At 66.7% G+C, this 23,013-nt stretch carries 22 protein-coding genes; 11 read left to right on the top strand and 11 right to left on the bottom strand.

Translation table 11 applies throughout. The features are described 5' to 3' along the window. Nucleotides 1–4: 4 nt before the first annotated feature. Both HU735_RS10235 and HU735_RS10230 read right to left on the bottom strand, forming a co-directional pair. On the bottom strand, nucleotides 5–286 hold the full coding sequence (locus tag HU735_RS10235) for a peptidylprolyl isomerase (protein ID WP_023380733.1): 282 nt from the start codon (nucleotides 284–286) through the stop codon (nucleotides 5–7). A gap of 80 nt (nucleotides 287–366) precedes the next feature. Continuing rightward, nucleotides 367–1,428, bottom strand: a complete 1,062-nt coding sequence (locus HU735_RS10230) for a 3-deoxy-7-phosphoheptulonate synthase (RefSeq protein WP_186713386.1) — start codon at nucleotides 1,426–1,428, stop codon at nucleotides 367–369. A 765-nt stretch (nucleotides 1,429–2,193) separates the two neighbouring features. Here HU735_RS10230 and mnxG point away from each other — a divergent pair. Continuing rightward, entirely contained in the window at nucleotides 2,194–8,046 is a 5,853-nt protein-coding gene (gene mnxG, locus HU735_RS10225) for a manganese-oxidizing multicopper oxidase MnxG (protein WP_186713385.1), read from the top strand. 127 nt (nucleotides 8,047–8,173) lie between these two features. Here the strand turns inward: mnxG and HU735_RS10220 are convergent, their stop codons facing one another. The 3 genes from HU735_RS10220 to HU735_RS10210 form a co-directional block, all read right to left on the bottom strand. Next, nucleotides 8,174–8,419, bottom strand: coding sequence for a hypothetical protein (locus tag HU735_RS10220; RefSeq protein WP_186713384.1), 246 nt, complete (start codon nucleotides 8,417–8,419; stop codon nucleotides 8,174–8,176). A 96-nt stretch (nucleotides 8,420–8,515) separates the two neighbouring features. Beyond that, nucleotides 8,516–9,043 carry a lactoylglutathione lyase gene (gene gloA, locus HU735_RS10215; RefSeq protein ID WP_186713383.1) on the bottom strand — a complete coding sequence of 176 codons (528 nt, stop codon included), beginning with the start codon at nucleotides 9,041–9,043 and terminating at the stop codon, nucleotides 8,516–8,518. Between the two features lie 206 nt (nucleotides 9,044–9,249). After that, entirely contained in the window at nucleotides 9,250–9,606 is a 357-nt protein-coding gene (locus HU735_RS10210; protein ID WP_186713382.1) for a histone-like nucleoid-structuring protein, MvaT/MvaU family, read from the bottom strand. A 346-nt stretch (nucleotides 9,607–9,952) separates the two neighbouring features. Here HU735_RS10210 and HU735_RS10205 point away from each other — a divergent pair, with 346 nt between their 5' ends. After that, nucleotides 9,953–11,242, top strand: a complete 1,290-nt coding sequence (locus tag HU735_RS10205; RefSeq protein WP_186713381.1) for an OprD family porin — start codon at nucleotides 9,953–9,955, stop codon at nucleotides 11,240–11,242. A 64-nt stretch (nucleotides 11,243–11,306) separates the two neighbouring features. Continuing rightward, complete coding sequence (gene cobF, locus HU735_RS10200; RefSeq protein WP_186713380.1) at nucleotides 11,307–12,056, top strand: precorrin-6A synthase (deacetylating); 750 nt, start codon at nucleotides 11,307–11,309, stop codon at nucleotides 12,054–12,056. A gap of 19 nt (nucleotides 12,057–12,075) precedes the next feature. Here the strand turns inward: cobF and HU735_RS10195 are convergent, their stop codons facing one another. Continuing rightward, complete coding sequence (locus HU735_RS10195) at nucleotides 12,076–12,390, bottom strand: hypothetical protein (RefSeq protein ID WP_186713379.1); 315 nt, start codon at nucleotides 12,388–12,390, stop codon at nucleotides 12,076–12,078. 160 nt (nucleotides 12,391–12,550) lie between these two features. Here HU735_RS10195 and HU735_RS10190 point away from each other — a divergent pair, with 160 nt between their 5' ends. The 3 genes from HU735_RS10190 to HU735_RS10180 are packed head-to-tail and all read left to right on the top strand — an operon-like array spanning nucleotide 12,551 to nucleotide 14,666. Then, on the top strand, nucleotides 12,551–13,195 hold the full coding sequence (locus tag HU735_RS10190; RefSeq protein WP_346655357.1) for an STN domain-containing protein: 645 nt from the start codon (nucleotides 12,551–12,553) through the stop codon (nucleotides 13,193–13,195). Beyond that, complete coding sequence (locus HU735_RS10185; protein ID WP_028692228.1) at nucleotides 13,192–13,734, top strand: RNA polymerase sigma factor; 543 nt, start codon at nucleotides 13,192–13,194, stop codon at nucleotides 13,732–13,734. Before HU735_RS10190 ends, HU735_RS10185 begins: the two co-directional genes overlap by 4 nt. Before the next feature lie 29 nt (nucleotides 13,735–13,763). Further along, nucleotides 13,764–14,666 carry a DUF4880 domain-containing protein gene (locus HU735_RS10180; RefSeq protein ID WP_186713378.1) on the top strand — a complete coding sequence of 301 codons (903 nt, stop codon included), beginning with the start codon at nucleotides 13,764–13,766 and terminating at the stop codon, nucleotides 14,664–14,666. Here the strand turns inward: HU735_RS10180 and HU735_RS10175 are convergent. Together HU735_RS10175 and gspH are read right to left on the bottom strand one after the other, a co-directional pair. After that, entirely contained in the window at nucleotides 14,659–15,252 is a 594-nt protein-coding gene (locus HU735_RS10175) for a type II secretion system protein GspJ (protein ID WP_186713377.1), read from the bottom strand. The genes HU735_RS10180 and HU735_RS10175 overlap by 8 nt on opposite strands. After that, nucleotides 15,249–15,683, bottom strand: coding sequence for a type II secretion system minor pseudopilin GspH (gene gspH, locus HU735_RS10170; protein WP_186713376.1), 435 nt, complete (start codon nucleotides 15,681–15,683; stop codon nucleotides 15,249–15,251). Before gspH ends, HU735_RS10175 begins: the two co-directional genes overlap by 4 nt. Before the next feature lie 114 nt (nucleotides 15,684–15,797). Between gspH and HU735_RS10165 the strand changes: the two genes are divergently transcribed. Then, nucleotides 15,798–16,238, top strand: a complete 441-nt coding sequence (locus HU735_RS10165) for a general secretion pathway protein GspC (protein WP_186713375.1) — start codon at nucleotides 15,798–15,800, stop codon at nucleotides 16,236–16,238. Here HU735_RS10165 and HU735_RS10160 read toward each other — a convergent pair. Then, nucleotides 16,220–16,699 carry a GNAT family N-acetyltransferase gene (locus HU735_RS10160; RefSeq protein WP_186713374.1) on the bottom strand — a complete coding sequence of 160 codons (480 nt, stop codon included), beginning with the start codon at nucleotides 16,697–16,699 and terminating at the stop codon, nucleotides 16,220–16,222. The genes HU735_RS10165 and HU735_RS10160 overlap by 19 nt on opposite strands. A gap of 245 nt (nucleotides 16,700–16,944) precedes the next feature. Here HU735_RS10160 and HU735_RS10155 point away from each other — a divergent pair, with 245 nt between their 5' ends. From HU735_RS10155 to HU735_RS10140, 4 genes are all read left to right on the top strand, one after another. Next, complete coding sequence (locus HU735_RS10155; RefSeq protein WP_186713373.1) at nucleotides 16,945–17,565, top strand: LysE family translocator; 621 nt, start codon at nucleotides 16,945–16,947, stop codon at nucleotides 17,563–17,565. Between the two features lie 18 nt (nucleotides 17,566–17,583). After that, entirely contained in the window at nucleotides 17,584–18,456 is an 873-nt protein-coding gene (locus tag HU735_RS10150) for an alpha/beta hydrolase (protein WP_186713372.1), read from the top strand. 251 nt (nucleotides 18,457–18,707) lie between these two features. Next, nucleotides 18,708–19,844 (top strand): HlyD family secretion protein, encoded by a 1,137-nt coding sequence (locus HU735_RS10145; protein ID WP_186713371.1) that lies wholly within the window; start codon nucleotides 18,708–18,710, stop codon nucleotides 19,842–19,844. Next, on the top strand, nucleotides 19,834–21,342 hold the full coding sequence (locus tag HU735_RS10140; protein WP_186713370.1) for an MDR family MFS transporter: 1,509 nt from the start codon (nucleotides 19,834–19,836) through the stop codon (nucleotides 21,340–21,342). Before HU735_RS10145 ends, HU735_RS10140 begins: the two co-directional genes overlap by 11 nt. Before the next feature lie 3 nt (nucleotides 21,343–21,345). Here HU735_RS10140 and HU735_RS10135 read toward each other — a convergent pair whose 3' ends face one another. Next, entirely contained in the window at nucleotides 21,346–21,951 is a 606-nt protein-coding gene (locus HU735_RS10135) for an START domain-containing protein (protein ID WP_186713369.1), read from the bottom strand. 81 nt (nucleotides 21,952–22,032) lie between these two features. Then, nucleotides 22,033–22,869: a bifunctional allantoicase/(S)-ureidoglycine aminohydrolase gene (locus HU735_RS10130; protein WP_028692239.1), complete on the bottom strand. Its 837-nt coding sequence runs from the start codon at nucleotides 22,867–22,869 to the stop codon at nucleotides 22,033–22,035. Nucleotides 22,870–23,013: the final 144 nt, after the last annotated feature.

Raw genomic sequence — 23,013 nt, 5'->3', positions numbered from 1 at the left:
TGACTTAGTCCTGACGGCTGGTCACTTCCAGCAGGTGATAGCCGAACTGGGTCTTCACCGGACCCTGGACGACATTCAGCGGCGCGCTGAAGACCACGGTGTCGAACTCGCGAACCATCTGGCCCGGGCCGAACGAGCCGAGGTCGCCGCCCTGGCGGCTGGACGGGCAGGTGGAGTTGGCCTTGGCGACTTCGGCGAAGTCGGCGCCAGCTTCGATCTGTGCTTTGAGTTCGTTGCACTTCTCTTCGCTGGAAACCAGGATGTGACGGGCGGTGGCTCGGGCCATGGGTACTGCTCCTTGGAGGTCGAAAAGGCAAGCCTAGCGCACTTGTTCGTGCCGTGTCTCGCAAGGCTTGCCATGCAGGCTTACAGGCGTGCGGCGGCGTCGCGCAGCAGGGCCTCGGTCGTCTCCCAGCCCAGGCAGCCGTCGGTGATCGACACGCCGTACTTCAGCGCACCCTTGCCCAGGGCCTGGCAACCATCGAACAGGTGACCTTCGAGCATCACCCCGACCAGCGAATGGTCGCCGGCCAGTCGTTGAGCCAGCACATCCTCGAACACCGCCGGCTGGCGAGCCGGGTCCTTGCCGCTGTTGGCGTGGCTGCAGTCGACCATGATCCGTGGCGCCAGACCTGCCTTGGCCAGTCCCTGGCGGGCCAGGGCGACGCTCTGGGCGTCGTAGTTCGGGCCCATGTGCCCGCCGCGCAGCACCAGGTGGGTGTCGGGGTTGCCCAGGGTCTCGATGATCGCCGGGTGGCCCTGGGCGTCCATGCCGAAGTGGCGGTGCGGGTGGGCGGCGCTGCGCATGGCGTCGCAGGCGATGCCGATACCGCCGTCGGTGCCGTTCTTGAAGCCGACCGGCAGCTCCAGGCCGCTGACCATCTCGCGGTGGATCTGCGACTCGGTGGTGCGCGCGCCGATGGCGGCCCAGCCCAGCAGGTCGTCGAAGTAGCCGGCGGCCATCGGCTGCAGCAGCTCGGTGGCGATTGGCAGGCCGCGCTCGAGCATGCCCAGCATCAGGCCGCGAGACAGGGCGATGCCGGCGTGCATGTCGTCGCTGCCATCGAGGTGCGGATCGTAGGCCAGGCCTTTCCAGCCCACGGTGGTGCGTGGTTTTTCCACGTAGGCGCGCATCACCAGCAGCAGCTTGTCGTCGACTTCGCGGCTGAGCGCGGCCAGGCGGTCGGCGTATTCGAGGGCCGAGCGCGGGTCATGGATCGAGCAGGGGCCGACCACCACCAGCAGACGTTCGTCGCGGCCTTCGAGGATGGCGCGGATCGCCTGGCGGTGAGCGTGGACTTGCTGGGTGAGTTCGCTGGACAGCGGCATCTGCTGCTTGAGCAGGTGCGGGCTGGGCAGGCGCTGGCTGACGGTGGTATTGGCCGCGTGCGGCTGGGTCAGGGGCAGGGCGAGGTTCGAGGCTTGCATGGCGTTTTTTCCCTGGGCGGACGGCGGGTTCTGGCCCGCGTCGTCGGCCCTATCGAGGTGTTCGACTGATCGTCAAATGGGGTGTCTGTGCGGCATTGCCACCGGAAATCGACCGAACGGAGGCGGCAGGCTGGCCCGAACGGAACTGGCTAAATCGCCATGCGAAGGTGCGGTAATAGGTGGTGTAGTTCATGTCGCTGTCCTCAAGGTAAACGGTATGTTTCGTAGGTCCGGAAAAGCAAAACCCCCGGTCGGGGAGCCGACCGGGGGTTTGAGTATTCTCATGTTCGGCGGCCCCTCGAAGGTGGGCGCCGGATGGGTCATCGGCGCCTAGTGGCTAAACCAATACCCAAAATAAAAGCTGGCAACGGCGTTACGACCGGCAACGGCCAGCACGCGGTGCGCGGAGCGACCGGTGTGGTTGGCGTGGTTGCAGGCTTGTTTCGACATGTTGCTCTCCAGTGATTGAGGCCGAGCTTACTGCACCTTTGCGCGTGTGTTCAATCACTAAATACTATTGATTCGATAGCGTGGGAGGTGCGCCGATGCGACTTGCCCAGCGACGTGGTGGATGGCACCGGCTTCGCCGGTGATCGCGGGGCAAGCCCGCTCCCACGCAGCCCCCCGGAAAGGTCCCCAATAAAGGGTGAACGCGCCCAGCTCATTCTTTCTAAATTTCATAAAATACTGATTTATAAAGATTAAATTAATGGCACAAGCCTTGCTCACCTCCCCGCAGTATCCCTGTGTCCCCGGAGGTGCCCCATGTCGACCCCTCGCAAAGGCCCGGTCCTGTCCACCTTCCTGCTGGCCCTGCTCGGCTGGCAGGTTTCCAGCGAGGCCGCGGTGCAGTGCCAGCGCACGCTGGTAGCCAACGTGGTGGCACTGGATCAGCCACTGATGTTCAACCGTCTCGGCGCGCAGAACGCCAACGGCATGATGTACGCCTTGCGCCAGGACGTGGTGGACGAGCACCAGGTGCCCTTGAGCAAGGGCGGCGCCGCGGTACCGGGCAAGGTCACCCTGCGCCCGGACAAGCGCCCGCGGCCGATCGTGCTGCGGGTGGCCGCCGGTGACTGCCTGACGGTCAACCTGAGCAACCTGCTGGCCTACCAGGCCAACCCCAACAAGCATGGCATCGACCACGACGAAACCGAAGTCGAAGGCGAGGAACAAGAGGGCGCCGAGGTCGAAAACGAAGGCGACGAACACTTCGTTGCCGACGAGCAGGTCACCGACCGTCATGTCGGCTTCCAGGTCAACGGCCTGCAGGCCGTCAACAGCATCGGCGACATCGCCGCCAACACCGGGCGCAACGGCAACTTCCTGGTCGCCCCGGGCGGCACCCGCAGCTATACCCTGTACGCCGAGCGCGAAGGGGCGTTCGCCGTCACCAGCCAGGGCGCCACCTTTGGCGGCCAGGGCGGCGCCGGCAACGTCGCCAACGGCCTGTTCGGCCAGGTGGTGGTGGTGCCCAAGGCCGGGCGCACCTACCGCAACACCCTGACGGAGGAAGAGATGCGCCTGGCCACCACCGGGCGCACGGCCACCGGCCAGCCGGTGATCGACTATCAGGCCCGCTACCCCAACGCCGAGCCGTGGATCACCGAGGGCAAGGCCGGCAAGCCGATCATCGCCATGCTCGACGGCAACGAGATCCTCAGCAGCGAGACCGACGCCATCGTCATGGGCCCCAACCCTGACGGCAGTTTCCCGGCCAGCACCTACCCGCTGGAAAGCGTCGGCAAGCGCAATCCGGCGCTGCCCAACCGGTTGGAAGCCTTCCGCGACTTCGCCTCGCAGTTCGCCGACGAGGTGGCCGCCACCCAGGCCTTCCCAGCCTATTGGGCCGACCCGGTCATGGGCCATGTACTCGAGCCGACCCGCGACTCGTTCATGATCAACTACGGCTCCGGCGGCATGGGCGCCGAGGTGGTGGCCAACCGCCTCGGCGTGGGGCCGATGCATGACTGCCTGTCGTGCGCCTACGAGGAGTTCTTCCTCAGCGCCCACACTGTGGGCGATATCGGCACCCTGGTGGATATCCCGGCCAACGTCGGGCTGGAGAACATCCGCCCTGGCCAGACGCCGCCGGCCAGCGCTACCGGGGTCAAGGCGACCATGGCCCTGTACCCGGCCGAGCCTGCCAACGTGCACCACAGCTACATCGGCGACTTCACCAAGTTCCGCAACACCCACAACGGCCACGAGCAGCACATTTTCCACCTGCACGGGCACCAGTGGCTGTTCAACCCCAACGACGACAACTCCGACTATATCGACGCCCAGGGCATCGGCCCGGGGGTGGGCTACACCTACGAGATCGCCAACGGTGGCTCGGGCAACCGTAACCGGGTGGCGGGCGATGCCATCTACCATTGCCACTTCTATCCGCACTTCGCCCAGGGCATGTGGGCCATGTGGCGGGTGCACGACGTGTTCGAGCCAGGCACCCGATTGGAGGTCAGCGGCGAGGGCGCGAACGGCTTCCACAGTACGCCGTTCGCCCTGCGCAATGGCAAGCCGGCCCAGGGCGCCCGGGCGCTGCCGGACGGCGAGATCATCGCCGGCACGCCGATTCCGGCCATCGTGCCGCTGCCGGGCAAGGCCATGGCGCCGATGCCGGGCAAGGTCACCGTGGTGCCCAAACTGTCCGAGACCCTGGTCGCCGGGCATGAAGAAGATGATGACGAAGAGGAGGAGGGCGACGACCATCCGGACGCGCCAGCCACCCCGCGTGCTGTCGGTTCTCTGGCCCTGGTCGACCGCAGCGAGGCCAACCGCAACGCCGACGGCAGCCTGAAGAACCCCGGCTACCCGTTCTGGATCGGCGGCATGGAAAGCAGCGTCGGCCAGCGTCCGCCGACCCCGCCGCTGGACATGCTCGACCCGGCCCTGGCCCGCCAGCTCAAGGACAGCGGCAAGGCGCTGTGGGCCAACCTCGACCCCAACCAGGTCGACGGTTGGGACGGCGGCCTCGGTCGCCATGCGCTGGACGGCGTATCGGCCGGCGGCGAGGCGGTGACCACCACCACCAAGCTGGACTTTTCCAAGGTAGTGCACAAGGCCAAGCCGATCTACCTGCCCGAGGAGGGCACCGAAGTCGAACAGGCCGCGATGCAGTTCCACGCCAAGGTCGAGCACCCGAGCTTCGCCCTGATCCCCGGCAGCGCGCCGGTTGCCAAGGCCTTCCGCACCAACGGCGCCCTGCCCACGGCAGGGGCGCCGTTCTACGAGCCGTGCATGGATGACCGGGGCAAGCGCCTGACCCAGTCCTCGGGTGTCGGCGAGTTCTTCAGCGGTGAGAACCTCAGCGGCATGAGTTTCCGCGGTTCGTCCACCTTCACCGCCGACCGCCCGCGCATCTACAAGGCGGCCAACATCCAGTTCGACGCGGTGTACAACAAGGTTGGCTACCACTTCCCGCAGGCGCGCATCCTCGCCCTGTGGGAGGATGCCTGGCCGGTGATCACCAAGCAGCGCCCGCCGGAGCCGCTGGTGATGCGCATGAACACCTTCGACTGCACCCAGTACGTGCACACCAACCTGATTCCGTCGTTCTACGAGATGGATGACTACCAGGTGCGCACACCGACTGACGTGATCGGCCAGCACATCCACCTACCCAAGTGGGACCTGACCGCCGCCGACGGCTCGGCCAACGGCTGGAACTACGAGGACGGCATCCTCTCGCCCGGCAGCGTGGTCGAGCGCGTGCATGCCATCCGCAGCTTCAATAACTGCACCGAGGGCGACGCCCGCGACGGCACCGCCGCGTGCCCGAAAGCCAAACAGCACCCGTACTTCGGGCGCTTCGGCCGGGCCGACTGGCTCGGTGCGCGCAGCGCCATGCAACGCTGGTTCGCCGACCCGCTGGTGAACGTGCACAACGTCGACCGTGGCCTGGGCACCATCTTCACCCATGACCACCTTGGCCCATCGACCCACCAGCAACTGGGGCTGTACGCGACCGTGCTGGCCGAGCCCGCCGGTTCCACCTGGTACCACGCCGAGACCGGCGAGCAGTTGTACAACCCGGCCACCCGCCAGGACGGCGGCCCGACCTCGTGGCAGGCGGTGATCCAGACCGGCGACCACGACGGCGACGGCAAGAACGACAGCTACCGCGAGTTCTTCCTCGAGTACAGCGACTTCCAGCATGCCTACGAGGCCGGTGTGTATGTGGGCGCCGGCCCCAACGGCATACCGGATGGCCAGGCTTACCCGGCCACCGCCGACAGCTTCCGCTACGCGATCAACCCGCCCGTGCGGCAGAAAGCCTCGACACTGCTCGAGTCGGTAGTCGAGTCGCGTGGCGGGCTGAGCCCAGGCTGTCCGACCCGGCCGTGCCCGCAGGCGATCTCGGTGGATGACCCAGGCATGTTCGTCGTCAACTACCGCAACGAGCCGCTGGCCCTGCGCGTGTTCGACCCGAACAAGGTCGGCCCGGACGGCAAGCGCGGCATGCAAGCCGACGGCCTGGGCGGCGACCTGGCCTATGCCATGCAGAGCCGCACCGACCGCGCCATCCCGGCGATGAACCTGGCGCCTTCGGCGATCACCCAGGCCACCGGCCCCACCGGAGGCACCACGCTGTTCCCGCCCCACGTCAACAAGGGCAGCGAGCCGGGCGACCCGTTCACCCCGTTGCTGCGCACCTATTCCGGTGACAACGTGCGCCTGCGCATGCACGCTGGTGGCCACGAAGAGGAGCACAACGTCACCCTGCACGGTGTGAAGTGGCTGCAGAACGGCTCGGGCTTCGGCAACAGCTCCAACTCAGGATGGAAGTCGTCGCAGATGGTGGGCATTTCCGAGCAGCTCGGGTTCATGGCGCCGGTGTCGATGATCTCCAGCTCCGCCGCCACCAATGGCGACTACCTGTACTCGCTGGACGCCGCGCTGGAAGGCTACTGGAACGGCATCTGGGGCATCATGCGCAACTACACCGCCCAGCGCGCCGACCTGTTCGCCCTGCCGAACAACCCGCAGCCGGTGGCCATGCGCAACACCGTCAACTTCGACGGCATCTGCCCGAAAACCACGGCCAACGCCAATGGCATCGGCACCCGGCCGACGGTCAAGCGCAGTTACGAGATCGTCGCGGCCCTGGCCAACGACATCCTCGAGAACCGTCATGGGGTCAGCATCAGCGACCCGGCCGGTATTGGCCAGCACGTCGGCGGTGCGCTCAAGGCCAATGGCGGCACCCTGGTGTTCAACAGCCGCAAGGTCGATATCCCGATGGCCACGGTCACCGACGAGGAGGACGGCGCGACCTTCACCGTCGGTGGCCACAGCTCGCCATTGCACGACCCGACTGCGGTGCTCTACGTGCGCAAGGCCGATCTCGACACCAGCACCGGCAAGCTCAAGGCCGGCGTGCCGGTCGAGCCCCTGGTGCTGCGCGCCAATGCCGGCGACTGCATCAGCATCACCCTGGAGAACCGCTTGCCGCTGATGATGCCGGACCTGCCCAGCAGCGCGGTGATGCAGAACGTGGTCAAGCGCGACCGGGCCGGCGGCGAGGGCTCCACGGCGTTCAACAACAACCTGATGCGCCCGTCCAGCCATGTCGGCCTGCATGCGCAGCTGCTGGCCTACGACATCACCAAGTCGGACGGCGTCAACGTCGGCCTCAACCCGGTGCAGACCGTGCCGCCGCGCAATGGCAGCAGCGGCGCCTACCCGAGCCGGGTGTACCAGTACTACGCCGGGCACCTGGAGCGCGAAGGCAAGCCGGTACTGCAGCTGGGCCGCACGGTGGACAATATCAACACCACGGCCATCGAGTTCGGCGGCCTCAACCTGACCCCGGCGGATGTCATCAAGCAGCCGCAAAAGGGCCTGGTGGGCGCCATGAGTGTATTGGCGCAGAGCGCGACCTGGACCGAGGACAACGCCAGCCGCGCCCAGGCCACGGTGAAGGTCAGCGGCCAGCCCGACTACCGCGACTTCGTCACCGTGTGGCAGCGCTCGCTGAACATGCGCTGGGCCGATGGCCGTCCGGTGGAGGGCATTGCCACCGAAGGCAACGGCGTGCCCGGTGATCCGAAGGACAACGGCAACATGGCCATGAACTACAAGACCGAGCCACTGTGGCTGCGCTTCGGCCTGGCGCCGGACGCGCCGTTCGGCCATGCCGACGGCTTCGGCTTCGCCGATGTGCCGAACGCCCACATGGCCTACAGCAACGCCCTGGTTGGCGGCGACCCGCAGACCCCGGTGCTCTGGGCCAGGCCGGGCCAGCCTGCGCGCAGCCATGTGCTGATGCCCAGCGGCGGCAGCCGCGGCATCACCTACCAGCTCGACGGGCACCTGTGGCCGCTGCACAACTACCAGGCCGAGAAGAGCGATGTGCACGGCTACCCCATGGGCCTGCCGGGCATCGGCTCGGTGCGCTACGGCTACAACCCGATGGCGATGTACGTGGGTGCGCAGGAGAGCGTGCTGCCGGCGGCGCACTTCAGCTTCATGCTGCCCAGCGCCGGGGGCGCCAATGCGGTGCCGGGGGATTATCTGTTCCGCGACTATGCCGCCTATGGCAATGCCTCGGGGTTGTGGGGGATCCTGCGGGTGACCAACGAACCGCCGCCGGCCACGGCGCCGGCGCAGTGAATGAACCGGGTGGCCTCTTGGGAGCAGGGAGGCCACCCGGTACTTGCCGGTAGGGTTGCAGCGCCAGTCAGATCAGGTGCCACTGACGTGACGCAACGCGGTTCAAAGGGGCGCGGGTGGCCCTAACTCAGAACACTCGCCGGTCGGCCTGGTCCAGCTGCTGGTCAACCAGCGCCCGGCCATGGGCCAGGGACACATGCTGGGCATTGTCCAGGTCGGCAAAGAACTTCATCGGTATCGAGATTCGCCGACTGCTGTGGCCTGCGGGATCGGTGATCACGCAACCGGCCGCATAGGGCAGGGGCGAGTCGGGGTGGGGCATCACACTGGCGGTGATGGTGTGCTCGCGGTATTCACAGTGAAGGGTTTGCATCGTCCTTACCTCGCTGTGGCTGGGAACAGGCGTTCCTTCTAGATACCACAGCGAGGGGCCGGGAGTTCCCGGCCCGACGAGCGCGACCGGTGAAGGTCAGTCCTTGAGCGGGGTCGGCTGGATGATCTCGACCCAGTAGCCGTCCGGATCCTTGACGAAGGCCAGGTGATTCATGCGGCCATCCTGCAGGCGTTTCTGGAACGGCACATCCAGCGACTCGAAGCGGGCGCAGGCAACACGTACGTCTGGTACCGAAATGCAGATGTGACCGAAACCACGCGGGTCGGTGTTGCCATTGTGGTAGGCGAATTCAGGGTCGTTCTCGGTGCCGTGGTTGTGCGTCAGCTCGAGCACGCCGGGGATCGACTTCATCCACTGGTGGCGCTCGGCGTCGTCGGCCGGGATCTGCGCCGGGTCGACCAGGGCCAGGAAGTACAGGCTGAAGGCCGCCTCGGGGAAGTCGCGCTTGTCCACCAGGCGGAAGCCAAGGACGCGGGTGTAGAAGTCCAGGGACTTCTCGATGTCCTTTACCCGCAGCATGGTGTGGTTGAACACGAATTGGGCGGTGGCGGTGTCTGGCTGGGCGGTGACGCCGGGCAGGGTTTGCAGATCGTGCAGGCTCATGGGTACTCCTGAATCAGGGCCTAAAACAGGCGGACCATGATACGGAAGTACGTCGTCAGCGCAAATGAAAGCGCCCCGCACGAGTGCGGGGCGCCGGAATTAGAGGCCCGCATGTGCGGGCGCGTGATGGGGTCGCTAGTCCTTTAGCTGGTTCGATACTGGGCCTGCGCATGTGAAAAAAGTGTGAAGCGGGTGTCGAGGTTTCATCAGCGCACCCAACTTTCCACCGTCTGCGCACCGTACTGTTCCTTCCAGGCTTTCAGCCCACGGTGGTTGCCACCCTTGGTTTCGATCCGCTCGCCGGTATGCGGGTTCTGGTACACCTTCACCACCCGTGGTCGACGCTGCTGCTTGACCTGCGCAGGGGCGCGGCTCACGGCCTTAGGATCGAGGATGGCGATGATGTCGCGCAGGTTCTTGTCATAGCTTTTCATCAGGCCGACTAGTTTCTGCTCGAATTCGATTTCGCGTTTAAGGCCGGCATCCTTTTTCAGCGCTTCCAGTTGTGCCATCTGTTCCTTGAGCGCTTTTTCGGCAGCACGAAACTCTGCAAGTCTGGACACTGTCATCACTCCTGTAAGTCTGTCGTGGCGGGACGTGACGAACATGAAACCAGACTGAACGCCGGCCACGTGGATGGGTAAAGCTGTTCGCTAAGCGAGAGTGTAGTAGTCGCTTGCGAGTGGGTAAACAGCAAACTTTCAATCAATTAGTCGGGAACTTTGCAGGTTTTTCACGCGTTATTCGAATCGACCCGGCCAGAGGCTTTAGACCATGGTCCCATGGCGCAGGCTAGAGCCCTTGGCGCAAAATTATGGATGATGGTCGAAATGTATTCGCTCATCGCGTAGTGCCGGTGCAGATGACTGCCCGGATGGTTTTTCGCCTTTCTTTTGGATGTTCCCTCGCATGTTTGCCCCTTTCCCCCTCGCCCCCGGGCGCCGAGTTGCCGGCCTGTTCTTCCTGTGTGCCGGTGTCAACGCCCAGGCTGCCGGTTTTCTTGAAGACAGCAGTGCCAAGGTCGAAGCACGCAATGTCTATTTCAACCGGGACTTTCGTGACGGCCACAGCAGTTCCAAACAGGGCGCGTCGAAACGCGAAGAGTGGGCGCAGGGCTTTATCCTCAATGTCCAGTCCGGTTATACCCAGGGGCCGGTCGGCTTTGGTGTGGATGCCTTGGGCATGGTCGGTTTCAAACTTGACTCCAGCCCCGCCGACAGCAACAGCGGCCTGTTGCCGTCTTCCGGCCACGACCCGCGCCACTCCGCCGACCAGTACGCCAAGATGGGCGTCGCCGGCAAGGTGAAAGTGTCCAACACCGTGCTCAAGTACGGGTCGATGATGCCGGATGTGCCGCTGCTCAAGTACAACGACGGCCGCCTGCTGCCGACCATGTTCCACGGTGCCTGGCTGACCTCCGAGGAAGTGCGCGACCTCAAGTTCACCCTGGCGCGCCTGAACCAGTACACCGCGCGGGATTCCACCGACCGCCAGGACATCCGCGTGCATTGCAAGAACAAGCGCTACGCCTGCGACATCGAGGCCGACCACTTCGACCTGGCCGGTGTCGACTACCGCGTCAACGAGCGGGTCAGCGTCCAGTACCAGGTCTCCAAGCTCGAAAACATCTACCGCCAGCACTTCCTCGGCCTGGTCGCCAGCCAGCCCCTGGAGGTCGGCACGCTGTCGGCCGACCTGCGGCTGATCAAGAGCGACGATATCGGCAACGCCCGCGCCGGGCAAATCGACCACCGGGCCTTCAGCGGCATGCTCGGTTACAGCCTCGGTGGCCACAAACTCAGCGCTGGCTGGCAGCGCATGTACGGCGACAGCGCCATGCCGTACCTCGACGGTACCAACCCGTACCTGGTCAACTACGCCCAGGTCAACGACTTCGCCGCCGCCCAGGAACGTTCCTGGCAGGTGCGCTACGACTACGACTTCAAGGCCCTGGGCGTGCCCGGCCTGACCTTCTTCACCCGCTACATCAACGGCGACAACGTCAAGGTCCCGGGCAGCAATGCCGAGGGTAAGGAATGGGAACGCGACAGCGAGCTGAAGTACCAGGTGCAGTCCGGCACCTTCAAGGATGTCAGCGTGCGCCTGCGCAACTCCACCTACCGCAGCAACTACGAGAAGTGGGCGCGTGACATGGACGAGACCCGGGTCATCGTCAGCTACAACTTCTCGATCTTCTGAGCCGCTTTGCCAAAGGGCCGGTGGTCGGTCGACAATGACCACTGGCAACCAGGCAGGGCAGGCGATGAAACAGCTTCTTCTGATCGGCATCGGACCGGGCGATCCGCGCCAGGTCACCTATGAGGCGGTGGAGGCACTGTGCCGCGCCACGGTGTTCTTCGTCCTCGACAAGGGCAGCGACAAGGATGAACTGGTGCGCCTGCGCCGGGCCATCCTCGAGCGCTACCGGCCCGAGGGCGGCTACCGCCTGGTGCAGGTCGAGGACCCGCGCCGGGACGGCCAGGCGCCGGACTATGTCGGCGCGGTGCAGGACTGGCACGTCCAGCGCGCCGCGTTGTACGCCCGCCTGATCGAGGACGAACTGGGGGCCGACGACGTCGGCGCCTTCCTGCTCTGGGGCGAGCCCGGGCTGTACGACAGCACCCTGCGCATTCTCGACCTGGTGCGCCAACGAGGCTTAGCGTTGGCCTTGCAGGTGATCCCCGGAATCAGCAGCATCCAGGCCCTGGCCGCCCGCCACCAGATCCCCCTCAACCGCATCGGCGAGCCGCTGACCGTGCTGCCGGGCCGACGCCTGGGCGAACAGGCGCGGATCGACAATGTGCTGGTGATGCTCGACGGCCAGTGCGCCTTTGCTGCCTTGGACGACCCGCAACTGGTGATCTATTGGGGCGCCTACCTGGGCACGTCGGACGAGTTGCTGGTCAGCGGGCCGTTGCTGGCGGTGAAGGCGCGGATCGTGCAACTGCGCGAGGAGGCGCGGCGGCGCAAGGGGTGGATCATGGATACCTATCTGTTGCGCAGGGAGGGGTAGTAGCGCACTGGGGTACTGTTCATGGCCGCTGCGGCACCACCGAACTGCCAAAGCTGTTACCCATGCGCGTCGAGGTCGCTGCCGGCGTCGCCAGCCCCATCTGGTTTGGCGCCCTGCGCTGCATCTGCCGCGCCGGATCCAGCTGTTCGCGCAGCCCCTTGGCCGCACGCGGATCACTGCCTTGCAACTGCTGGGTCAGGCAGTCATAAGCCAGCGCCCGTGCCTGGCCAACCTGCACGTCGATACAGCCCTGGCCGTCCTTGGACGGTTCGGCGAGCGCCGGCAGGCCGCAGGCCAGCAGCAGGGGCAGGGCGGTCAGGGTCAGGCGGGCCATGGCGGTTCTCCGGGCAGTCGTTCCTCGGCGCAGTCTAGCTCCCGCAGGTCGCAATCGGGGTGAAGCTTTGGTTGCCGCAGCCTGTCACCACAGCGTCATACACAGGCCCCAGGATGACGTTTCCCCGGCGACGGCGGCCAGCAAGGAGGCCCGGACAGCTGTGCGTGCATTGCTCGTGGTCGGCGCGCTGATGCTGGCCTGGTTGGTGACGGCCCCCGGGCTGCGTGGCCAGCCATTGCTGACCCTGGATATCCCGGCCCAGGCGCTGGACCGGGCGCTGGACAGCTTCGGTCGGCAGAGCGGCCTGGCGGTGCTGGTCGACCAGGCGTTGCTCACCGGCCAGCGCTCCAGCCAGGTCCTGGGCCGTTACCCGGCACGTGAAGGCCTGCAGCGACTGTTGCAGGGCACCGGCTTGCAGGCGCACTACAGTGGCGGCGGCTTCACCCTGCAACCGCTGCGGCTGCGCGCAGCGGCCGAGCGTGGGCGCAACGGCGGCCCGTCATCGGGCAGTTATGCGCTGGCGTTGCAGCACGCGGTCGAGCACGCCCTGTGCGCCTTGCCGCTGACTCGGCCGGGCGCTTACCGGGCGGCCTTGCAGGTGTGGATCGACGGCAGTGGCCAGCTGGTGCAGAGCCGTCTGCTGGCCAGCACCGGCGATTTCGCCCGCGACGCCGCGCTGGTCGAGCGCCTGCGTACGGTGCGTCTGGAACAGGCGCCGCCGACATCCCTGGCGCAGCCGCTGACCCTGCTGCTGCGCCCGGAACCTATGGATTGCCCACTTTCGCAAGGAGCTGCGGCGGCATGAACAAACCTCGGGACAGTGCGCTGGTCAAGCTGTTTCTGACCTCCTACGACGCCTTCAGGGTACGCCTGAGGCGTCGGCTCGGTTCTGACGACCTGGCCAACGACGTGCTGCAGGAAACCTACCTGCGGGTGGACCGCATGGATGCGACGCACGACCTGCAGCGCCCAGGTGCCTACCTGTACCGCATGGCCCTGAACGTCGCCGCCGACCGCCGCGAGGCCGACGCCCGGCTGCTCACCGGCGCCGAGATCGAAGCGCTGCTGCAGGTGGCCGAGGACCAGGACCCGGCGCGCATCGTCGGCGGCCAGCGCGAGATCCAGAACCTGTTGGGCGCCCTTTACGAGCTGCCGGCCCGGCGTCGGCGGATCTTCATCGCCGCCCGCCTGGAGGAGGCCTCGCACCTGGAAATCTCCCAGCGCTTCGGCATCTCCACGCGCACGGTGGAGAAGGAACTCAAGGCGGCGCTGGGGCATTGCGCGATGCGCCTGGACAGAAAAGTGTTTCAGCGGTTCGGTCCCGGCGCGGGAAAACCGTCTTGAACGATAGTCGACCTCTTCATGTGAGCCCCATGTCCCAGATTCCGCCCGATTCCGACTTGCAGCGCCAGGCCCAGGACTGGCTGCTGCGGCTGACGTCCGGTCAGGCCACCCAGGCCGATGCCCGGGCCCTGCGCCAGTGGTGCGCGCGCAGCCCGGCGCATGCCGAGGCGTTTGCCCAGGCACGCCAGCTTTGGCACCTGCTCGGCCCTGCGGCGCGGCAGGCCAGGCTGGGCGCGCCGTTGCTCGGTCGCCGGGCGTTGCTGGGCGGCGCTTTGGCAGCGTCGGTGGCGCTAATGGTCTGGCGTGGCGGCCTGCTCGAGCAGGCCCTGGCGCCATCACCAGCGTTTGCCACCGAGGTAGGCGAGCAGCAACGGGTGGAACTGGCGCCCGGGATCGAGCTTGAGCTGAACGTGCGCACCCGGGTCAGCCGCGAGCCCGAGGGGATCGCCCTGCTCGCCGGCGAGATCGAGGTGCTGGCCGGCCAGCCCTTGCAGGTGCGAGCGCAGGATGGGGTGATCAGCACCGAGCAGGCCCGGTTCAACGTGCGCGAGGACGATAAGGGGGTCTGCGTCACCTGTCTGGGCGGTGAGTTGCGCGTAGCCGTCCAGGGCCGGGTCGAGGTGCTCCCGGCGGGGCGCCAACTGCGCTATGGCGCGCAAGGTATCGGGATGCCGGAGTCGTTCGACCCGGGCCAGGTGATGGCCTGGCGTGAGCGCATGCTGGTGTTCCGCGACGCGCCGTTGGCCCGGGTGATCGACGAGATCAACCGCTACCGCCCGGGACGCCTGGTGCTGCTCAACCCCACGCTGGGCCGCCGGCGGGTGCAGGCACGGTTCAGTTTCGACCAGCTGCGCCAAGCCGCCGAACTGATCCGCGTCGCCTATGGCGCACGCTGCCTGGAGCTGCCGGGCGGCGTGGTGCTGGTCAGTTGAACGGGCCCAGCACCTGGCGGTAACGCTCCTCGCCCTGGGGGCCGCGCCGGGTCAGGCGTACCTCGAGGCCGGTGGGGTTGTCGTCGGCCTCGCTGGCTGGTGAGCGCCAGCCGCCTTTGGCCTGCCAGCTGCGCAGGTCGAAGGCGCTGACGTTGTCCAGCACCGCCACCGCGGCCTTGGGCGCGGGTAGCGGAAAGCGCTCGCGCAGCGGCGCGGCGGCGCGGTACAGGGTGCCTCCACGCACGTACCAACGCACCCGTTGCAGGCCGCTGCCGGAGACGGCGCCGGTGCGCACCAGCTCGAGACGATCGGCACGGGCGCGTACGGCGGGCAGCAACGGCTTGCCCGACGGTTCGCGGCCGGGCAGGGGTGGTTCGACCAGTTCGACGGTGGCGCGCAGGGCCACGTCGCGCTCCAGCTGCTGGAACACCCGCAGGATCGCCTGTTGGTCTTCGCTGGCCTCACGCACATGCCGGTCGGCGCGGCTGACGCTGTCCAGCCCACGCCAGGCGATCAGGCTGACCACCGCCATCAGCAGGATGGCGATCATCACTTCGATCAGGGTGAAACCCGCCTGCCGGTTCATGGCTGGCTTACCCGGACCAGGCCGGCGGCGTTGCGCGCCAGTTCCATCCGCAGCGCGCCGCTACTCAGGCGCAGGGTCAGCGGCGTGCCGATCCATTCGCCATCGAGCCACACCGCGCCACGGGGCTCGCTTTGTACCTTGACCGCCTCGGCCTGCCAGCGGCGCGGCTTGAGTGGGCCCTCGGCGAGTACCTGGCCATCGGCGCGGACGAAGCGGTAGCCGTCGCGGTCGCGTTGCCAGCGCAGCGGCTGGCCATCGGCCTGGGCCTCGCTCTGCGCCAGTTCCAGCAGGCGCGCCAGGCGCTCGGCGTCGGCGCGCAAGTGCTTGCCCGGGTCGGGGCGGATGTTCAGGCTGATGGCGGCGCTGGCGATACCGACGATCACCAGCACCACCATCAGTTCGATCAGGGTGAAACCACGTTGTCCGTTCACGGGGCGCTCCTTGTCCTGCCAGGCAGCTTGCCCGAGCAAGATGATCGCCGTGTGAAACAAAACCGTGAGAATCTGCCGGTATGCTGGGCACAGGCACACAAGGAGCGCGTGACCATGCGTATTGCCCGTCCCAACCTGTCCCGCGGCCTGCTGTTGCAGGGGCTGGGGGTGTTGGCCCTCATCGCCGGCCTGGCGACATGGGCCAGCCTCTTGTTGCAACCCTCGCTGGACGTAACCCCGCTGCAACCCGCCGAGGCCCTGGCGTCGAGCGAAACGCCAGCCGGGCGTTGGTTTGCCGACCTGCCGTTGCAGGTGCAGATCCAGGTCAGCGGGGTGATGGCCGGTAGCCAGGGCGCGGTGGCCATCGTCAGCATCGACGGTGGCCCGGCGCGTGCCGTGCGCAGCGGCGAGGAACTGGCCCGCGGCGTGCGCCTGGTGGCCATCGAAGGCCGCGGCCTGGTGATCGAGCGCGGCGGTCAGCGCAGCCGCGTCGAGGTGCCGGTTTTGGCGCAGGCGTCGTTCTGGGGCGAGGCGCCTCAGCCTTCGGCGAACTGACGCAGGCGCTCGCCGTCGAGGCGGTAGCGGATCCACTCGTCCTGCGGTTCGGCGCCCAGCGAACGGTAGAAACCGATGGCTGGCTCGTTCCAGTCCAGCACGCTCCATTCCAGGCGACCGCAGCCATTCTCCACCGCCTCGTGGGCGATGTGCCGCAGCAGCGTACGCCCGGCACCGTCGCCACGCTGCTGTGGCGTGACGTAGAGGTCCTCGAGGTAGATGCCGTTGCGCCCCAGCCAGGTGGAGTAGCTGTAGAAGTAGACGGCGAAACCGATGGCCTGGCCGTCGCGCTCGCAGACCAGGCTGCGCACCGTGCTGCTCGCGTCGAACAGGCTGTGCTCGATGTCGGCGAGGGTCGCCACCACTTCGTGGCGGGCGCGCTCGTAGTCGGCCAGTTCGGTGATGAAGGCCAGGATCTGGGCGGCGTCGCTGCGAACTGCGGGGCGGATGGTCACTGGCATGGTGGGGCTTCCTTGTAATTGATAAGGTGCGTAGGCGGCCTGTAGTGTCAGGGAAGAGGAGGGAAGATCGCCAGGTGTCTGGCGCAAGATCTACCGCGCTGGTATATCCATGGCGGCCAGCAGGCATGCATGCGGATGAAACAGAAAGGTGTATCTGCTCAATTTCACCTAACTGTACCGGTCATTCCATCCAACCCTCCGCTACTGTGGCCTTTCGATAATCAGAAAAGCCGGAAACCGCCGCCATGCTTGCCTCGCTCGATCTGCTCAGTACGTTCGTCCTGTTCGCCTTCGTTTCTTCCATCACCCCCGGTCCGAACAACACCATGCTGCTGGCCTCGGGGGTCAACTTCGGCGTGCGCCGCACCATTCCCCACGCCCTGGGCATCAGTGTCGGCTTCATGGTGATGGTACTGGCGGTGGGCCTCGGGCTGGGCGAGGTGTTCAAGGCCTGGCCGCCGCTGTACAGCATCCTGCGCTACGCGGGCGCGGCGTACCTGCTGTACCTGGCCTGGAAGATCGCCACCTCCGGACCGATGTCCGGCGATGCCGCCGGCAGCCGCAAGCCGCTCGGGTTCTGGGGCGCCGCGGCGTTCCAGTGGGTCAACCCGAAGGCCTGGGTGATGGCGATCGGGGCGATCACCACCTATACGCCGGCCCAGGGCTACGTGTTCAACGTGATCGTCATCGCCACCGTGTTCGCCTTGGTGAACCTGCCCAGCGTCGGCATCTGGGTGATGTTCGGCAGCGCCTTGCGCAACCTGCTGCGCAATCCGCGCGCGGTGGTGCTGTTCAATGTCCTGATGGCCGTGCTGCTGGTGATTTCACTGTATCCGCTGCTGTTTGTAGAATCGGCGTTTTCCTAGAGCCGATGAGTGCCGTCGATGGAGTTGATCCCCTGGTCCCATGAATGCGCAGAAGGCTTTACCCTGCGCGGATGGCGAACCCCCGCCAGCGGCAAGCCGCTGCTGCATTTCCTGCATGGCAACGGCTTCTGCAGCCTGGTCTACCAACCGATGCTCATGCGCCTGGGCGAACACTTCGACCTGTGGCTGAGCGATGTGCAAGGCCATGGCGACAGTGACCACGGCGGCGCCTTTTGCGGTTGGAACCGCAGCGCGGCGCTGGCGGTGGAGGCATTCGAGGCCGGGCGCGGCGAATATGGCGATGTTCCGCGTTACGCCCTTGGCCACAGTTTCGGCGGTGTGCTCACCGGCCTGATCCTGGCCAGCGAGCCGCAATTGTTCCAGCGCGCCGTGCTGCTGGATCCGGTGCTGTTCAGCCGGCGCATGATCGGGGTAATGGGCGCCGCCGCCATGGTCGGCCTGCACCGTCGTCACGCCTTGGCGCGCAAGGCCGCCACCCGCCGCAGCCACTGGCCCGACCGCGAGGCGGCGCAGGCCTCGCTGCAAGGGCGGGGGATCTTCAAGGGCTGGACCGACGCCGCCTTGCAGGCCTATGTGGAGCACGCCATCGGCGATTGCGGCGAAGGCGTGGTGCTCAAGTGCCGGCCCAGCCGCGAGGTGGAGATCTTCAGTTCGTTCCCCGAGCGCATGTGGCAGCAGCTGGGCAGTATCCAGACACCGACGCGGATTCTGTACGGCGAGCAGACCTATCCGTTCGTGCCACATTCGGTACAGCGCCTGGCGGGGCTCAATGCCCAGGTGAGTGCGCAGCAGGTGGCGGGTGGGCACTGCTTCATGCAGGAAGATCCGCAGATGGCCGCGGAGCAGGTGCTGGCGTTCCTGCAGGACTGAAGGCAGCGGACGCCCCCCTGTAGGAGCGGCCTTGTGCCGCGAAAGGGCCGTGCAACGGCCCCAGGATGTCAGCATTTACGCAAAGATCGCCGGGGCCGCTTTGCGGCCCTTTCGCGACACAAGGCCGCTCCTACAGGTCCTCTACTCGTTGATCTGCTGTCCATTTCGCGACGATTGCTTGCCGATTCGCGAGCGAACGACAATCTCAGATTCCGTACCCTGGCGCTCCCCCCCACCGGATGGAGCCCAGCATGAACCAGGCGGTCAGCCCAGATCCCCAGCACACCCTCGAGCAAACCCGCGCCCGGCGTCGCCAGCGTCTGCTGCGTTTCGGCCTGGCCGGGGGGCTCGGGCTGCTGGTGGCGGCCTATGGCGGCTACTGGTGGCTCGACGGCCGTTTCCTGGAGCAGACCGACGACGCCTACGTGCGCGCCGACTGGGCACCGATCAGTGCCCGGGTCAGTGGCTACGTGGCCGAGGTGGCGGTGGCGGACAACGCCACGGTCAAGGCCGGCGACCTGCTGGTGCGCCTCGACGAACGGGACTTTCGCGACCGCCTGCGCAAGGCCGAGGCGCAACTGGCGGTGAGCGAGGCGGCGCTGCAGGTGCAGCGCATGCGCCTGCGCGCCTTCGCCGCCGAACAGGACGAGCAGGCCCACGCCATCGCCCGCGCCGACGCCGAGCGCGGCGGCAGCCGCGGCGAGGCGCAGCGGGCCGAGGCCGACTGGCAGCGCTACCAGCACCTGGCGCAGTGGCAGGCGGCCAGCGTGCAGCGCATGGAGCAGGCCCGCGCCACCCGCATCCAGGCCCAGGCCATGCAGCGCGCCGCCGACGCCGAACTGGCCCGCCAGCATGCGCGCAAGGCGATGCTGGAGCAGCAGGGCAAGCAACTGGAAGCCGAGCTGCTGCAGCGCCAGGCTGACCTCGACCAGGCCCGCGCCGAGGCCGACCTGGCCCGCAGCGCCCTGGCCGACACCGAGATCCGCGCGCCGTTCGATGGCGTGGTCGGCCAGCGCAAGGTGCGCCAGCAGCAGTACGTCACCCCCGGCCTGCCGCTGCTGGCGGTGGTGCCAGTGGCGCAAGCGTACGTGGTGGCCAACTTCAAGGAAACCCAGCTGGCGCAGATGCGCCCCGGCCAGCCGGTGACCCTTGAGGTCGACACCTTCGGCCAGCACTGGCGCGGCACGGTGGACAGCGTCTCCCCAGGCTCCGGCGCGGTGTTCGCGCTGCTGCCGCCGGACAACGCCACCGGCAACTTCACCAAGATCGTCCAGCGTTTCCCGGTACGCATCCACCTCGACCCGGAGGGCGACGACAGCCCACGGCTGCTGCCCGGCATGTCGGTGATCGCCACCGTCGACACCCGGCAGGCCCGCCATGAGCGCTGAGGACAAAGTCTCGCTGCGCGCCTGGGTGGCGGTGATCGGCGGCCTGTTCGGCTGCTTCATGGCCGGCATGAACGTGCATGTCACCAGCGCCGCCCTGCCCGAGATCGAGGGCGCGCTGGGGGCCAGCTTCGAGGAGGGCTCGTGGATCTCCACCGCCTACCTGGTGGCCGAGATCAGCATGATCCCGCTGACCGCCTGGCTGGTGCAGGTGTTCTCCCTGCGTCGGGTGATGCTGGTGGGCTCGGCGGTGTTCCTGGTCAGCTCGGTGAGCTGCGCGATGGCCGGCAGCCTGGAGGCGATGATCAGCCTGCGGGTGATCCAGGGCGCCTCCGGCGCGGTGCTGATCCCGTTGTCGATGCAGTTGATCATCACTGAACTGCCGGCCAGCCGCCTGGCGCTGGGCATGGCATTGTTCAGCCTGTCCAACAGTGTGGCCCAGGCCGCCGGACCGTCGATCGGCGGCTGGCTCACCGACATGTACTCCTGGCGCTGGATCTTCCTGCTGCAGTTGCCGCCGGGCGTGGCCCTGCTGGCGGCGGTGGCCTGGTCGATCAAGGGGCAGGCTGGTGACCGCAGTGCCCTGCGTCAGGCTGACTGGCTGGGTATCGTCGCCATGGCGCTGGGGCTGGGAGCGTTGCAGGTGGTGCTCGAGGAGGGCGGGCGCAAGGATTGGTTCGAATCGCGTTTCATCGTCGGCTTCAGCCTCGTCGCGGTGATCGCCCTGGCGCTGTTCATCCAGCGCCAGCTGTGGGGCACGCGGCCGTTCATCAACCTGCGCCTGCTGGGCAGCTACAACTTCGGCGTGTCGAGCCTGGCCATGGCGGTGTTCGGCGCGGCGACCTTCGGCCTGGTGTTCCTGGTGCCCAACTACCTGTCGCTGGTGCAGGGCTACAGCGCCAGCGAGATCGGCAAGAGCCTGATCGCCTACGGCATGGTCCAGTTGTTGCTGGCGCCATTGCTGCCACGGCTGATGCGCTGGCTCAACGCCAAGCTGCTGGTGGCCAGCGGCTTCGCCATCATGGCCCTGGGTTGCTGGCTTGGGTCGACGCTGACGGTGGACTCGGGCAGCAACGTGATCATCCCCTCGACCGTGGTGCGCGGCATCGGCCAGCCGTTGATCATGGTGGCGCTGTCGGTGCTGGCAGTGAAGGGCCTGGACAAGGCCCAGGCCGGCTCGGCCTCGGCGCTGATCTCGATGCTGCGCAACCTCGGCGGGGCGCTGGGCACGGCGTTGCTGACGCAACTGGTGTCGCAGCGCGAGCGCTTTCATTCAGTGCGGGTAGGTGAAGGGCTGACGCTGTTCGACGGCGCGCTGCAGCAGCGCTTGCCCGGCGGCATGGTCGATCCGCAGTCACCGCAGGTGATGCAGACCCTGGCGCTGATCGACCGGAGCGTGCGCGAGCAGGCCTACCTGATGGCCTATTCGGATGCGTTCTACCTGTCGTGTGTGGCGTTGCTCGGTTGCGCGCTGGCGTCCCTGCTGCTGCGCAGTCGCTAGCAATTACGGTTGACGCTCGGCCACCGCCCGCAAGGTCTTCAGGGTAACCATCGGCGCATCGACGACGAAGCGGTTGGCCAGCCAGCCCGGCACATCGCCGGCCGGGTCGGCGCGTAGCTGGTAGGTCACCTCGGTCTCGCGCTCGCCTAGCGGGCGCATGATCCACTCGCCGCTGAGCCGGCGCACGCGGATCAGCCCGGGTGTTGCCGGCACCCGCCCGGGCTCGGCGCTCAGGTGGCGGACCAGGGTGTCGTCGTCGAGGCGTTCGGTGCGTACCTTGAGCACCATGTCGCGGGGCTTGGCTGGCCAGGGCAGGGCGGTGCTGAGGTAGACCCAGGTGGTGTCGCCGTCCACCTCCAGCAGGCGCATGTCGGCGCAGGCGTACAGCCATTTACAGGCGACCCGCAGGTTCTCCTGCAGGTCGGTGAGGGTGCGCAGGCTGGCCTTGATCCGGGTAATACCGCGGAACTGCTGGTAGGGCGAACCGTCGACGCTGCTCAGGTAGACATCGATGCCGTCTTCCTGGTGGGCGAGTTGCCAATCGTCCGCCCACGGCAAGGTGCCCGGCAGCAGGAGCAGCAGGACGAACAGAGGGCGCAGGAGGGTCATGGCGGGGATGCCGAAGGGGGAAGGTCCGATCAGTATGGATCAAGACCTGCAGGAGCGGGCGTGCCCGCTCCTGCATGCTCATCAACGCTGCGGATTGAGCGTCAGGTGCACGTGGCGGTTGACGTCCTTGTACAGCAGGTAGCTGAACGGGCCCGGGCCGCCGGAGTAGCAGGCCTGTGGGCAGAAGGCGCGCAGCCACATGAAGTCGCCGGCCTCGACCTCGACCCAGTCCTGGTTCAGGCGGTACACCGCCTTGCCTTCCAGCACGTACAGGCCGTGTTCCATGACGTGGGTCTCGGCGAACGGAATCACGCCGCCCGGCTGGAAGGTCACGATGTTCACGTGCATGTCGTGGCGCATGTCGGCCATGTCGACGAAGCGGGTGGTGACCCAACGGCCTTCGGTGCCCGGCATCTCGATGACGGTGGCATTGTCGCGGTGGGTGACGAACGACTCCGGAACCGGTAGGCCTTCGACCTTCTGGTAGTGCTTGCGCAGCCAGTGGAAGGTGACGTTGGCCTTGCTGTTGTTGCGCAGGCTCCAATCAGCGCCCGGGGCCAGGAACGCGTAGCCGCCGGGAACCAGGGTGTGGTGCTTGCCTTCGACGGTGATGTCGATCTCGCCCTCGACCACGAACAGCACCGCTTCGGCGTTCGGGTCCAGCTCAGGACGCTCGCTGCCGCCTTCGGGGGCGACTTCGACGATGTACTGGGAGAAGGTCTCGGCGAAACCGGTCAGCGGACGGGCGATGACCCACATGCGCATCTTGTCCCAGAACGGCAGGTGGCTGGTGACGATGTCACGCATCACGCCCTTGGGGATGACGGCATAGGCTTCGGTGAACATGGCACGGTCAGTCAGCAGCTCGGTCTGAGCCGGGTGCCCACCGTGGGGGGCGAAGTAGGAAGGTTTCGACATGAACGGTCTCGACTTGTTGTTCTCTCCCCATGCCTTGGACCACACCGGCCGGTGCGTGCAGGGGATGCACCGCCAGCATAGGGGCGTGGCTGCGCTATCTACAAATTAAATGTTGGAATACCCGGTATCCAGTTGCTGAATGTG

This window comes from Pseudomonas sp. BW16M2, from assembly GCF_014268865.1.
Classification (GTDB): domain Bacteria; phylum Pseudomonadota; class Gammaproteobacteria; order Pseudomonadales; family Pseudomonadaceae; genus Aquipseudomonas; species Aquipseudomonas peradeniyensis.
Note: the sequence above shows the minus strand (reverse complement) of the source record. Positions and strands in the feature narration are given on the sequence as shown.

Coding starts and splice junctions, on each gene's coding strand:
- HU735_RS10230 (WP_186713386.1), bottom strand. CDS start 1,428: ATGCAAGCCTCGAACCTCGCCCTGCCCCTGACCCAGCCGCACGCGGCC.
- HU735_RS10155 (WP_186713373.1), top strand. CDS start 16,945: ATGCTTGCCTCGCTCGATCTGCTCAGTACGTTCGTCCTGTTCGCCTTC.
- HU735_RS10235 (WP_023380733.1), bottom strand. CDS start 286: ATGGCCCGAGCCACCGCCCGTCACATCCTGGTTTCCAGCGAAGAGAAG.
- HU735_RS10185 (WP_028692228.1), top strand. CDS start 13,192: ATGAACAAACCTCGGGACAGTGCGCTGGTCAAGCTGTTTCTGACCTCC.
- HU735_RS10205 (WP_186713381.1), top strand. CDS start 9,953: ATGTTTGCCCCTTTCCCCCTCGCCCCCGGGCGCCGAGTTGCCGGCCTG.
- cobF (WP_186713380.1), top strand. CDS start 11,307: ATGAAACAGCTTCTTCTGATCGGCATCGGACCGGGCGATCCGCGCCAG.
- gloA (WP_186713383.1), bottom strand. CDS start 9,043: ATGAGCCTGCACGATCTGCAAACCCTGCCCGGCGTCACCGCCCAGCCA.
- HU735_RS10145 (WP_186713371.1), top strand. CDS start 18,708: ATGAACCAGGCGGTCAGCCCAGATCCCCAGCACACCCTCGAGCAAACC.
- HU735_RS10160 (WP_186713374.1), bottom strand. CDS start 16,699: ATGCCAGTGACCATCCGCCCCGCAGTTCGCAGCGACGCCGCCCAGATC.
- HU735_RS10140 (WP_186713370.1), top strand. CDS start 19,834: ATGAGCGCTGAGGACAAAGTCTCGCTGCGCGCCTGGGTGGCGGTGATC.
- HU735_RS10180 (WP_186713378.1), top strand. CDS start 13,764: ATGTCCCAGATTCCGCCCGATTCCGACTTGCAGCGCCAGGCCCAGGAC.
- HU735_RS10150 (WP_186713372.1), top strand. CDS start 17,584: ATGGAGTTGATCCCCTGGTCCCATGAATGCGCAGAAGGCTTTACCCTG.
- HU735_RS10165 (WP_186713375.1), top strand. CDS start 15,798: ATGCGTATTGCCCGTCCCAACCTGTCCCGCGGCCTGCTGTTGCAGGGG.
- HU735_RS10195 (WP_186713379.1), bottom strand. CDS start 12,390: ATGGCCCGCCTGACCCTGACCGCCCTGCCCCTGCTGCTGGCCTGCGGC.
- HU735_RS10220 (WP_186713384.1), bottom strand. CDS start 8,419: ATGCAAACCCTTCACTGTGAATACCGCGAGCACACCATCACCGCCAGT.
- HU735_RS10135 (WP_186713369.1), bottom strand. CDS start 21,951: ATGACCCTCCTGCGCCCTCTGTTCGTCCTGCTGCTCCTGCTGCCGGGC.
- HU735_RS10175 (WP_186713377.1), bottom strand. CDS start 15,252: ATGAACCGGCAGGCGGGTTTCACCCTGATCGAAGTGATGATCGCCATC.
- mnxG (WP_186713385.1), top strand. CDS start 2,194: ATGTCGACCCCTCGCAAAGGCCCGGTCCTGTCCACCTTCCTGCTGGCC.
- HU735_RS10130 (WP_028692239.1), bottom strand. CDS start 22,869: ATGTCGAAACCTTCCTACTTCGCCCCCCACGGTGGGCACCCGGCTCAG.